Origin of the sequence: Proteinivorax tanatarense (assembly GCF_040267685.1) — a bacterium.
GTDB classification, from domain to species: domain Bacteria; phylum Bacillota; class Proteinivoracia; order Proteinivoracales; family Proteinivoracaceae; genus Proteinivorax; species Proteinivorax tanatarense.
This window is the reverse complement of the sequence record NZ_CP158367.1, coordinates 2,639,254-2,651,170: the sequence shown is the minus strand read 5'-3', so window position 1 is coordinate 2,651,170 and position 11,917 is coordinate 2,639,254. Positions and strand designations below refer to the sequence as shown.

The 11,917-nt window shown below is 38.2% G+C and carries 11 protein-coding genes and 1 riboswitch; all 11 genes read left to right on the top strand.

Annotated features, from left to right (window positions below; translation table 11 throughout):
* The first annotated feature begins 195 nt into the window (after window positions 1-195).
* A riboswitch (purine riboswitch) is annotated at window positions 196-296 on the top strand.
* A 116-nt stretch (window positions 297-412) separates the two neighbouring features.
* The 11 genes from PRVXT_RS12990 (at window position 413) to purH (ending at window position 11,907) form a co-directional block, all read left to right on the top strand.
* Complete coding sequence (locus tag PRVXT_RS12990) at window positions 413-1,711, top strand: NCS2 family permease (RefSeq protein ID WP_350343292.1); 1,299 nt, start codon at window positions 413-415, stop codon at window positions 1,709-1,711.
* Between the two features lie 97 nt (window positions 1,712-1,808).
* The gene (gene purE / locus PRVXT_RS12985) at window positions 1,809-2,309 is read left to right on the top strand and encodes a 5-(carboxyamino)imidazole ribonucleotide mutase (RefSeq protein WP_350343291.1); all 501 of its coding nucleotides are present in this window, start codon (window positions 1,809-1,811) and stop codon (window positions 2,307-2,309) included.
* Complete coding sequence (gene purB / locus PRVXT_RS12980; protein ID WP_350343290.1) at window positions 2,309-3,601, top strand: adenylosuccinate lyase; 1,293 nt, start codon at window positions 2,309-2,311, stop codon at window positions 3,599-3,601. The genes purE and purB overlap by 1 nt, the downstream gene beginning before the upstream one ends.
* Before the next feature lie 20 nt (window positions 3,602-3,621).
* On the top strand, window positions 3,622-4,338 hold the full coding sequence (purC, locus tag PRVXT_RS12975) for a phosphoribosylaminoimidazolesuccinocarboxamide synthase (RefSeq protein ID WP_350343289.1): 717 nt from the start codon (window positions 3,622-3,624) through the stop codon (window positions 4,336-4,338).
* Complete coding sequence (gene purS, locus PRVXT_RS12970) at window positions 4,338-4,586, top strand: phosphoribosylformylglycinamidine synthase subunit PurS (RefSeq protein ID WP_350343288.1); 249 nt, start codon at window positions 4,338-4,340, stop codon at window positions 4,584-4,586. Before purC ends, purS begins: the two co-directional genes overlap by 1 nt.
* A 2-nt stretch (window positions 4,587-4,588) precedes the next feature.
* Window positions 4,589-5,260, top strand: a complete 672-nt coding sequence (purQ, locus tag PRVXT_RS12965; RefSeq protein WP_350343287.1) for a phosphoribosylformylglycinamidine synthase subunit PurQ — start codon at window positions 4,589-4,591, stop codon at window positions 5,258-5,260.
* 1 nt (window position 5,261) lies between these two features.
* Complete coding sequence (gene purL, locus PRVXT_RS12960; RefSeq protein ID WP_350343286.1) at window positions 5,262-7,442, top strand: phosphoribosylformylglycinamidine synthase subunit PurL; 2,181 nt, start codon at window positions 5,262-5,264, stop codon at window positions 7,440-7,442.
* On the top strand, window positions 7,432-8,808 hold the full coding sequence (gene purF / locus PRVXT_RS12955) for an amidophosphoribosyltransferase (protein WP_350343285.1): 1,377 nt from the start codon (window positions 7,432-7,434) through the stop codon (window positions 8,806-8,808). Before purL ends, purF begins: the two co-directional genes overlap by 11 nt.
* Window positions 8,805-9,803, top strand: coding sequence for a phosphoribosylformylglycinamidine cyclo-ligase (gene purM / locus PRVXT_RS12950; RefSeq protein WP_350343284.1), 999 nt, complete (start codon window positions 8,805-8,807; stop codon window positions 9,801-9,803). The genes purF and purM overlap by 4 nt, the downstream gene beginning before the upstream one ends.
* The gene (gene purN, locus PRVXT_RS12945) at window positions 9,800-10,393 is read left to right on the top strand and encodes a phosphoribosylglycinamide formyltransferase (RefSeq protein WP_350343283.1); all 594 of its coding nucleotides are present in this window, start codon (window positions 9,800-9,802) and stop codon (window positions 10,391-10,393) included. The genes purM and purN overlap by 4 nt, the downstream gene beginning before the upstream one ends.
* Window positions 10,390-11,907, top strand: coding sequence for a bifunctional phosphoribosylaminoimidazolecarboxamide formyltransferase/IMP cyclohydrolase (gene purH, locus PRVXT_RS12940; protein WP_350343282.1), 1,518 nt, complete (start codon window positions 10,390-10,392; stop codon window positions 11,905-11,907). The genes purN and purH overlap by 4 nt, the downstream gene beginning before the upstream one ends.
* The last annotated feature ends 10 nt before the right edge of the window (window positions 11,908-11,917 follow it).

Below are 11,917 nucleotides of genomic sequence, written 5' to 3'. Positions count from 1 at the left end.
TAAATCAATAGAAATGGAGAAGGTAAAAGTTCCACTATATGTAGACAAAAGCGAAAAAACGTGTTTTAATAGAATCTATACAAAAAAACATAATGCATAACGCCAAAACACGAACATTAAACTTTAAAAATCTAAAAAAGTTCTTGTTATTCTTGACCAAAACTGTATTTTCTTTTAAAATGTATTTAGAGTTACTTTAAAAAGCATATACGCACTCGTATAACTGTGGTGATATGGTCCACGAGTTTCTACCGGAAGCCGTAAACTTTCCGACTACGGGATAGCGCAAGTTTTTGTTAGCACGTTTTTGTTGCTAATAAAAAGATTGTTTCTTGTGCCTAGTCCCCAGTCATTTGCGACGGGGATTTTTTATTTTTATATCTTACTTATATAATAATAGGAGGTTTTTAAGATGTTGGAAAGAATATTTCAATTAAAAGAAAGAAAAACTACGGTAAGTACTGAAATCATCGCAGGTTTAACCACATTTATGACAATGGCGTATATTTTATTTGTTAACCCTGACATTTTATCTGATGCAGGGATGCCTAAAGAGGCTGTGCTAACTGCTACAGCTTTAGCAGCGGCGTTAACGACAATTTTAATGGGGTTGTTTACCAACTATCCATTTGCTTTAGCAAGTGGCATGGGTCTTAATGCTTTCTTTGCGTACACCATTGCAGGACAATCTAGCTGGGAAGTAGCGCTAGGTGCTGTGTTTATATCAGGTGTTGCTTTTGCAGTATTAGCTATAACTGGAATAATAACAAAAATCGATCATGCCGTACCTACCTCGCTTAAAAGAGCTGTTTCAGCTGGTATAGGTTTGTTTATTGCATTTATTGGACTTAAAAATTCTGAAATCATAGTTTCTAGTGAAGCCACATTATTAGCGTTAGGTGATATAACGGAGCCAGCCACACTGCTGGCACTAATTGGAATAGTTATAACTGGTGCTCTTATGGCTCTAAGAGTAAAGGGAGCACTGTTAATTGGTATTGTTGCAACCACTGTTATAGGATTCCCTATGGGAGTGTCTGGGAGTATAGAAAATGGTATTACCGCAATGCCTACTTTAGAAGGAATAGTTTTTCAGTTAGACATTAGGGGAGCTGTAACTGGACTAGGCTTTATGACAATTTTTGCACTTATTTTTGTAGATTTGTTTGATACTATGGGAACACTTATGGGTACTGGTGCTAGAGCAGGTTATTTAGATAAAAACGGAAACCTTCCCAAAGTAAAAAATGCTATGTTAGTTGACTCTGTAGGAACCATTTTTGGGTCTATGGTGGGGACAAGTACTGTTACAACATATGTTGAAAGTACTGCCGGGGTTTCTGAAGGTGGCAGAACTGGTTTAACTGCTGTCACAACTGGTCTATTATTTTTAGTAGCAATTTTCTTTTCACCCTTGGCTCTTGTGGTACCTGGTGCTGCTACTGCGCCGGCCCTTGTAATTGTAGGTGTGTTAATGATGGGTGCTGTTAAAGATATAGATTTTGAGGATTTTACGGAAGCATTTCCAGCTTTTTTAACTATAATTTTTATGCCTTTTGCTTTTAGTATAGCTCACGGAATTTCTGTAGGTTTTATAGCTTACCCGTTAGTTAAAGTTTGTTCAGGTAAGTATAAAAGTGTTCACTGGTTTATGTATGTTCTAGCTTTTGCTTCATTGCTGCATTTAATGATTGAAGCTGGAGTATTTTAACAAGATTTAGTACAATGTTAATACCCGAGTTTCTTTTGCTCGGGTATTAACTTTATCCAACTATTAAATATATTAAAAAATTTAGGAGGTAGTGATTATGTCAAAGGTTTTAATTGTAATGGGTAGTGATAGTGATTGGGGTAAGATGAAAGATTGTGTTGTTACATTAAAGGAACTTGGAATCTCACCTGAGGTTAAGATTTGCTCTGCCCATAGAACCCCTGAGCAAGCAGCAGAACTTTCTAAAAATGCCAAAGATAATGGATTTTCAGCAATAATTGCCGCAGCAGGACTGGCAGCGCACCTTCCTGGAGTAATGGCAGCATTTTCAACTTTGCCGGTTATAGGTGTTCCAATTTCAGCTGGGCCATTGGCAGGAGAAGATGCCCTTCATTCTATCGCCCAAATGCCACCGGGTGTTCCCGTTGCAACAGTAGCCATTGATGGCAGCAAAAATGCTGCAATATTAGCTGGACAAATTATTGCAGGTTTTGATACCAAAGTGGCAGTAAAGTTAGCCCTCCTTAAAGAAGAGATGCAGGATAAAGTTAAAGTAAAACAACAAAAACTAGATAAGATTTTGGAGGAGGAACTTTAATGATTGAGAGATATTCAAGAGAAAAAATGGCGAAAATATGGAGTTTGGAAAACAAATTCCAAAAGTGGCTTGATGTTGAAATAGCTGCTTGTAAGGCATGGGTGAAACTAGGTGTTATTCCAGCTGAGGATGTAGAAAAAATTGAAAAAAACGCCTCTTTTTCTGTTGAAAGGATTTTAGAGATAGAACAACAAACTCGACATGATGTAATAGCTTTTACTCGTTGTGTTGCAGAAAGTTTGGGCGAAGAGTCCAAATATGTTCACTACGGACTAACATCATCAGATGTTGTGGATACTGCCATGGCGATGCTAATGGTAGAAGCTGGAGATATGATTGTGGCAGAGCTTAGGAGGCTAATGGAATCACTTAAAGACAAAGCCAATGAGTACAAGTACACAGTAATGATGGGAAGAACCCATGGAGTCCACGCTGAACCAACAACTTTAGGGCTTAAATTTGCCCTTTGGTATGCAGAGATGGAGCGCAATCTTGAAAGGCTTGATCAAGCCATAGAAAATATGAGATATGGCAAGCTTTCAGGGGCAGTAGGTACCTATGGCAATATTGCTCCAGAGGTGGAACAATTAGTTTGCCAAGAACTAGGGTTAAATGCCTCTCCTATTTCCACACAAATACTACAAAGAGATAGACATGCTCAGTTTTTGACAACGCTAGCTATTGTAGCTGGAAGCATCGAAAAGATTGCCTTGGAAATAAGAAGCTTACAAAAAACAGAAACCCGTGAAGTTGAAGAACCATTTTATGCCGGGCAAAAGGGGTCTTCTGCTATGCCACATAAAAGAAATCCGGTTAATTGTGAACAACTTTGTGGCTTGGCAAGAGTTGTAAGAAGTAATTCAATTTCGGCGATGGAAAATCAAGCTTTATGGCATGAAAGAGATATTTCCCACTCCTCAGTGGAAAGAGTAATTGTGCCGGACAGCACCATCCTAGTTGATTATATGCTGGTTAAGCTTACTAGGATAATTTCAGATTTACATGTTTATCCTGAAAACATGGCTAGAAATATAGCGAAGAGTTATAATTTAACTTTTTCAGGAAGGGTATTACTTTTCTTAGTTAAAAAAGGATTAAAAAGAGAAAAAGCTTATGATATCGTACAAAAGTATGCCATGGAGGCTTGGCAGCAAAAGAAAGACTTTAAAGATTTACTTATGGATGATGACGAGTTAGCTGGTAAAATTAGCAAAGAAGATTTAGAGGGAATATTCGATTTGGGATACTGCACAAAAGAGGTTGACAATATTTTTGCTAAGCTAAACATTTAAAAACTAGGGAGGTTTTTTAAGTGAAAAAGTTGGATGAGTTATATAGAGGAAAAGCTAAAAAGGTTTATTATACAGACGACAGCGATATTTTATGGTTGGAATATACCGATGCCCTAACTGCCGGTGACGGAGACAAAGTTGGCAGTGAGCAAGACAAAGGAAAGTTAAACAACAAAATATCAGCATTATTATTTGACTACCTGAAAGAGCAAGGGGTAAATAACCATTTTGTAAAGCAGGTTTCAGAAAATGAAATGTTAGTAAAGAAGGTTGAAATTTTGCCGGTTGAGGTGGTTGTCAGGAACTATGCCGCTGGTAGTATATGCCGTCGTTTAGGCTTAGAGCAAAAGATGGAAATGCCGTTTCCGTTGCTGGAGTTTTTCTATAAAAATGACGACTTAAAAGACCCTCTAATCAATAAAGAGCATATTAGATTAATGAACTTAGCAACCGAGGAGCAGGTTGATAAGATGGAAAAAATTACTTTAAAAGTAAATGAGGTATTGAAGAAGTTTTTTGATGATATAAATGTTGTGTTAGTTGATTATAAATTGGAGTTTGGGGTCACCAATGATGGCGAGTTAATTTTATCTGATGAAATATCTCCAGATACCTGCCGTTTATGGGATAAAGACACCATGGAAAGCTTAGATAAAGATATATTTAGACAGGATAAAGGCTCTGTTACTGATAAGTACACCGAAATATTCAACAGAATTAAGGGGAGGCTTAGCTAATGTACACCGGCAAAGTAACTGTGCAATACAGAAAAGGGATTTTAGATCCACAAGCTCAGGCGGTACACAGTGCTGTAAAAAGCTTAGGCTATAATAGCGTTAAAGATGTTGAACAAAGAAAAGAGTTTTGCTTAAAGCTAGACTGTGAAAATAAAGAGCAAGCCAAAAATCAATTAGAAGAAATTTGTCAAAAACTATTGGCTAACCCAGCTATAGAGGATTATCAGTTTACAGTGGAGGAGGAGTAGCCATGAAGTTTGCGGTGATAGTTTTCCCTGGTTCAAACTGTGATAAGGATGCTCAGTATGCTGTGGAAAGCTTAGGACATAATTGTAGGCTGCTGTGGCACAAAGATACTTCTTTGCCAAAAGATGTTGATTGTATTATTTTGCCTGGTGGGTTTTCCTATGGGGACTATCTTCGTAGTGGTGCAATTGCAAGATTTTCCCCTATCATGGAAGCTGTAATAAAGTTTGCTGAAAGAGGAGGGCTAGTAATTGGAATTTGTAACGGCTTTCAAATACTATTAGAAAGCGGGTTGCTTCCAGGAGCTCTGATGAAAAACAACAGCACTAAATTTATCTGCAAACGTCAAAAGTTGAATGTGGCTAACAATAGCACAGCGTTTACCAATAAATATAAAAGGAATGAAGAAATTACTTTGCCAATAGCTCACGGTGACGGTAATTACTATGTATCCAAAGATGAGTATAAAAAACTAAAAGAAAACAACCAAATTTTATTTACCTATAGCGACAATCCAAACGGCTCTTCATTTGATATTGCCGGAATTTGCAACGATAAAGGAAATGTTGCGGGAATGATGCCCCACCCAGAAAGGGCAATAGAAGAAATCTTAGGTGGAAAAGACGGTGCAAAAGTATTTACTTCCATCGTTAAAAACTTCCAGGGGAGGGTGTAGTATGGCTAATGTATGGGAAACCGTTGGATTAACAAAGCATGAATATGAAACGATTTGTCAACATCTGGATCGCAAGCCAAATGATTTAGAGTTGAATATGTATGGAGTGTTATGGAGCGAGCATTGTTCCTATAAACACTCTAAACCTTTACTAAAGCACTTTCCCACAAAAGGGGAAAAAGTAGTGCAAGGTCCGGGAGAAAATGCGGGAATTATTGATATTGGTGATAACAAAGGATTAGCTTTTAAAATAGAAAGCCACAATCATCCTTCAGCAGTTGAACCATTCCAAGGAGCAGCCACCGGTGTAGGAGGTATTGTTAGAGATATCTTTTCTATGGGAGCAAGACCAGTAGCTATATTAAACTCTTTGCGCTTTGGAAATATCAACAGCGCTAGGACTCAATATTTAATCGAAGGTGTCGTAAGTGGTATATCCCACTATGGAAACTGTTTAGGAATAGCTAACGTAGGTGGAGAAGTTTACTTTGATGAAAGCTATCAACAAAATCCACTGGTTAACGCTATGTGCCTAGGACTTGTGGATCTAGATAAAATTAAAAAAGGAACCGCCGAAGGTGTTGGTAACTTAGTTATGTTAGTTGGAGCCAGCACAGGACGAGATGGTATTGCTGGAGCTTCATTTGCTTCTGCTGACCTTGAGGAAGATACCGAAAGTAGTAGGCCTCAAGTTCAGGTGGGAGATCCATTTATGGAAAAGCTGCTTTTGGAAGCTTGTCTTGAGCTTATTGATAATGAAAACGTTGTAGGTGTGCAAGATTTAGGAGCAGCTGGACTAACTTCTGCCTGCTGTGAAATGGCGGAAAGAAGTGGCACAGGAATGAAGATTAACTTAGACAATGTACATCTAAGAGAGAGAAATATGAACGCAACTGAAATTATGCTTTCTGAATCTCAAGAAAGAATGCTTTACGTTGTGAAGCCAGAGGGTGTAGAAGATGTTAAAAAGTCTTTTAAAAAGTGGGATTTGTCCGCTAGCGTAATTGGGGAAGTAACTGAGGACGGGATTATTTCCATGTACCATAAAGGAAAACTAGAAGGTAAAATCCCCGCTGAATCAATAACAGAAGGTGTGCCTGTTAGACAACCCGAATCCAAAAAACCAAAGTATATCGAAGAAATGCCTAAAGAACCATCTTCTCTAGGTGAGTTTGACCACAATAAAATGTGGACAGACCTTATATCTCATCCAAACGTAGCTTCTAAAAGGTGGGTATATCAGCAGTACGATCAACATGTAGGTGCAAACACAGTGATTTCTCCTGGTCAAAATGCTGGAGTGTTCCGCATAAAAGGAACAAATAAAGGTATTGGAGTAACCACTGATTGTAACCCCCAGTATCCATATCTTTCTCCATACAACGGCGGTATGAACGTTGTGCTAGAGGCTTATCGTAATTTATCGGCCACTGGAATAACACCGGCAGCTGTAACTGACTGCCTTAACTTTCCTAACCCCGAAGATAGCGAAAATTACTGGGTATATTCCAATGTTATTAAAGGCATGGCGGAAGCCACAAAGATACTAGATACTCCTGTGGTAGGAGGCAATGTAAGTTTGTATAATGAAGGCCCAACTCATAAAATTTTACCGACACCGGTTGTAGGTATGGTAGGTATTGTAGAAGATATTAAAAAAATCACTACTCCAGCCTTTAAAAAAGAAGGAGATTTACTGTATATTGTAGGTAACTTAAATTATAATCTAAGTGGCAGTCTAGCCCAGAATATCGTCAATGGTAAGGTGGAAGGCGAAATTGATAGACCGAATCTTGTAAAAGAGAAAAGCATATCTAAAAAACTAATTTCTAGTATTGCTAATGGCATTGTAAAGTCTGCTTTAGACATATCTCAAGGTGGTTTAGCTGTAGCAGTTATGAAAAGCAGTGTCAAAGGAAATCTAGGAGCTGAGCTGTCGATACAAGCAGATGAATTAAACCAAATCCTATATGGTGAGCATGGTGGATATCTAGTTTCAATATCACCTGAACACAAAGAACAGTTTGAACAGTCGATGGAAAATGTTGTTCAATTAGGAAAAACTGTTAAAGAAGGCATCTATTTAAAAAATAGCGGTAGAAATTTGATCGCTTTAGATGTAGCAAAGATTTCTGACATTTATAACAATGTCTTGCAGGGAGTGATGGACGGTGAAAGATAATCTAGATAGAATGCCTGAAGAATGTGGGGTTTTCGGAGTGTTTGGAGCCAAGGATGTGGCTCCTTCACTATACTACGGCCTTATCTCACTGCAACATAGAGGGCAGGAGAGTGCAGGGGTAGTTGTAAGTGATGGGAAGCAACTAAAGAGTCACAAAGGTGTAGGGTTGGTAGACGAGGTTTTTAAAGATTTTGCAAGCAGCCAATACAAAGGTCATTTGGGTATAGGGCATGTTCGCTATTCCACATCAGGGGGAGGCAGTATAGAAAACTGTCAACCCTTGCTCTTCAATTGTAAATTAGGTCAAGCAGCGCTAGCTCATAACGGCAACTTAGTAAATGCTCAAACCTTGAGACATCAACTGGAGCAGCAAGGCTCTATTTTTCACAGTACAAACGATAGCGAAGTTATCGCCCATCTACTTTCACGAGCGAGTAGTGACGATTTAGAAGGAGCAATAGCTTCAGCTTTAGGGCAAGTAAGAGGAGCCTACTCTTTACTTTTAATGACTGAAGATAAGTTGATAGCCATAAGGGATCCTTTGGGAATTAGACCCCTTGTGCTAGGTCGAAAAGATGACCAATATATAGTAGCTTCAGAAAGTTGTGCACTAGACATTGTCGGTGCGAAGTTAGTCCGTGAAATAGAGCCAGGAGAAATGTTAACTATTTCCTCAGAAGGTTTAGAATGGGATAACATCCTTTATAGCAAAAAAAGGGCCTTTTGTTCTTTTGAGTACATTTACTTTTCTCGTCCAGACAGTGACTTTATGGGTAAGAATGTACACACAGTCCGCAAAAATTTAGGTAAAGTACTGGCAAAATATCACCCTGCAAAAGGAGATATTGTTACCGGTGTTCCTGACTCTTCTTTGTCAGCAGCGGCTGGGTTAGCAGAAGGTTTAGGCATTCCTTATGAATCAGCTCTCATTAGAAACAGGTATGTTGGTAGAACGTTTATAAAACCTAGTCAAGAAGGAAGAATTGCGGGGGTTAATCTAAAGTTAAACGTCATAAATAGCGTTATCAAAGGTAAAAAAGTTATTATGGTTGACGACTCGATAGTAAGGGGTACTACCAGCCGTAAGATTGTAGAAATGTTAAAACAAGGTGGAGCAAAAGAAGTCCATGTACGTATTTCAGCTCCTCCAGTTACTCATCCTTGTCATTTGGGAATAGATACATCTTCTCAGGGAGAGCTACTAGCTGCAAATAGTAGTTTAGAGGAAATGACAAAGGCTATTAAAGCAGATAGTTTGGCGTTTTTAACGCCAAAAGAACTTTTAGAGGGAGTCGGTGTTAAAGACGGGCTTTGTGATGCTTGCTTTACCGGAAAATATCCAGTGAAAATGGGGTGTTGCAAATGAAGTTCAACTACAAATCATCGGGAGTAGATATTGATAAAGCAGATAAAATGGTGGACACTTATTCGGATTTAGCAAAATCTACGAATACAGAGGGAGTGGTAGGTGGATTAGGAGGATTTGGTGGAATGTTTCAGCTTGATACCTCCAAGTATGGACAGCCGATATTAGTTTCTGGAACCGATGGAGTTGGCACAAAACTAGAGCTTGCCATAAAGCATAATGCCCATGGTGTCGTCGGTCAGGATGTAGTTGCCATGTGCGTAAACGATATAATTACTTGTGGTGCCAAACCGCTATTTTTTTTAGATTACTTAGCGGTAGGCAAGTTGGATCCTAACACAGTTAAACAGCTGTTAGAAGGAATAACAGCTGCTTGTAAAAAAAGCGAAATGGCCCTTGTAGGTGGAGAAACAGCGGAAATGCCGGGATTCTATGCTCCTTCTAAATATGATGTAGCTGGGTTTTCAGTAGGTGTTGTGGAAAAAGATCAAATTATTGATGGCTCAAAGTGTAAAGAAAAAGATGTGCTTATCGGCATAGCTTCAACTGGAATTCACTCCAATGGTTTTTCTTTAGTTAGAAAGCTTATTGAGCATTATCCTCAGTTAGAGGAGCATATTGAAGATATATTGACTCCAACGGAGATTTACGTACCTGTTGTAAAAAAGCTATTAGAAAAATTAGAGATAAAGGCTATGGCTCATATAACTGGAGGGGGACTTGTTAACAACATTCCTAGGGTATTGCCAGAGGGGTTAAGTTGTGTAGTGTATACAGATAAAATAAAAACACCAGAAATTTTTGCTAAGATGCAAAAATTAGGGGAAATTGATGTTAAAGAAATGTACACCACTTTTAACATGGGTGTAGGATATGTGGTGGTTGTATCTGAGTTAGAAGCAGATAAAGCTTTAAAAATAATACAAGCTGCCGGATACGATGCCACTCAAATTGGAGAGCTTGTAGCAGGTGGCAAGAAAGTGATTCTAAAATGAAAAAACTAGTTGTTATGGCTTCGGGAAGAGGAAGCAACTTTGCCACTATTTTGGACTATATTGCAAAAGGTGAAATAAATGGGAAAGTAACTGCACTTATTGTGGATAAAGCATGTGGTGCAGAAAAAATAGCCAGAGAGAATAACATTCCAGTTTTTAAGCTTAAGGACAAGGAGTTCAGTCAAGAACTTATTGAAATTTTGAACAAAGTCAGCCCCCATTACATTTTATTGGCTGGCTTTATGCGTATACTAAAAAAAGAAGTGGTGGATTGCTATAAAAATAAAATCATAAATATTCACCCTTCGTTGCTTCCGGCATTCCCTGGTTTAAACGCGATTCATCAGGCTTTAGACTATGGTGTTAAAGTAACTGGGTGTACGGTGCATTTTGTAGATAATAAGTTAGATCATGGTCCTATTATAGCCCAAGAGGCAGTGACTATTGCTGAAAGTGATTGTGTAAAAAGTTTACTTGTTAAAATTCAACAAAAAGAGCATAAGCTTTACCCACAAGTTGTAAAGCTTCTATGTAAAGATAAAATAACTATCAAAAATCGCACGGTATACGTAAAGGAGGAGACAAGTTGAACATTAAACGAGCACTGATATCTTTGTGGGATAAAAAAGGAGCAGAAGAACTAGCAAAAAGCCTACAAAAAATGGGTGTAGAAATTGTTTCTACTGGAAATACAGCAAGATTTCTAAAAGACAGTGGAGTGAGCGTAACTCCTGTAGAAGAAGTTACTGGGTCACCTGAGATATTAGATGGACGAGTAAAAACATTACATCCTAAGATTCATGGAGGAATTTTGGCAAAGGAAAGTGAAGCTCACCAAGGGGAACTAGACAAACTTGATATTAAAAGAATCGACTTGGTGGCAGTGAACTTATATCCCTTTACAGAAGTAATTAAATCTAAAGATACTGACTTAGACACCGCTCTAGAAAATATTGATATTGGCGGACCAACCATGGTAAGAGCTGCTGCTAAAAATTACAATAAGTGCATAGTGTTGGTTGACACACAAGATTACAGTTTAATTTTAGATAAACTAAAAACACAAGGCGATATATCAAAAGAACTGAGAAAAGAGCTAGCTGTAAAAGCTTTTTCACACACCGCCCAATATGATGGGGCGATAACAGAATATCTTTCCGGAGGGAAGTTTTTGAGCATACTAGCGGAGAAAAAAGACACCTTAAGATATGGTGAAAATCCTCACCAACAAGCAGATGTTTTTGTCAATTCCAGTGATACGTCGGCATCCCTATTAAATGCAACAAAAATTAGCGGCAAACAACTTTCGTATAACAATTATAACGATGCAGACGCTGCACTAAATGCAGTGATGGAGTTTGGCAGTAAAAAGCCTGCTGTTGTAGCAGTAAAACACGCTACTCCCTGTGGTATAGCACAAGGTGAGAACTTAAAGAGTGCTTTTATAAATGCTAGAAAATGTGATGAGAAATCAATCTTTGGTGGAATCGTAGCGGTAAACACAGAAGTAGATGAATCTACAGCTAAAGAAATGAATAAAATTTTCCTAGAGATTATAATAGCGCCAAGTTTTACAAAAGAAGCGTTAGAAGTTTTGCAAAAGAAAAAAAATCTTAGATTACTTAAGGTTGATTTTTCAAAAGGTGAAGCAAGTTGCGAGCTGAAATCCATAAACGGAGGTCTACTAAGACAAAGTAAAAACCAAAGTAGATTTTTAACTAAGGATATAACTGTAGCTTGTGGTGAACTTCCAAAGGATAAAATGGATGAAGTGATGTTTGCCTATAAATCGGTAAAACATGTTAAATCAAATGCCATAGCGGTAACAAAAGGGACATCCACTGTTGGTTTGGGATGCGGAGCCACAAAAAGAATAGACGCCGCTTGCAAAGCTTTAGAACAGGCAAAAGAAAACGGCGGTGGAGAAATATTAGCTTCTGATGCTTTCTTCCCCTTTGAAGATGTAGTAAATATAGCCGCAGATTATAAAATTAAGTATATCTTGCAGCCAGGGGGGTCAAAAAACGACGATTTATCCATCGAAGCTTGCAGAAAACATGGAATAACGTTAATAATGACAGGCATGAGACACTTTAAGCACTAATTTGAAAGGT

What these genes read in the sequence shown, in the direction of transcription:
- PRVXT_RS12990 (WP_350343292.1), top strand. Translation starts at nt 413, where the DNA reads ATGTTGGAAAGAATATTTCAATTAAAAGAAAGAAAAACTACGGTAAGT.
- purE (WP_350343291.1), top strand. Translation starts at nt 1,809, where the DNA reads ATGTCAAAGGTTTTAATTGTAATGGGTAGTGATAGTGATTGGGGTAAG.
- purB (WP_350343290.1), top strand. Translation starts at nt 2,309, where the DNA reads ATGATTGAGAGATATTCAAGAGAAAAAATGGCGAAAATATGGAGTTTG.
- purS (WP_350343288.1), top strand. Translation starts at nt 4,338, where the DNA reads ATGTACACCGGCAAAGTAACTGTGCAATACAGAAAAGGGATTTTAGAT.
- purQ (WP_350343287.1), top strand. Translation starts at nt 4,589, where the DNA reads ATGAAGTTTGCGGTGATAGTTTTCCCTGGTTCAAACTGTGATAAGGAT.
- purL (WP_350343286.1), top strand. Translation starts at nt 5,262, where the DNA reads ATGGCTAATGTATGGGAAACCGTTGGATTAACAAAGCATGAATATGAA.
- purM (WP_350343284.1), top strand. Translation starts at nt 8,805, where the DNA reads ATGAAGTTCAACTACAAATCATCGGGAGTAGATATTGATAAAGCAGAT.
- purN (WP_350343283.1), top strand. Translation starts at nt 9,800, where the DNA reads ATGAAAAAACTAGTTGTTATGGCTTCGGGAAGAGGAAGCAACTTTGCC.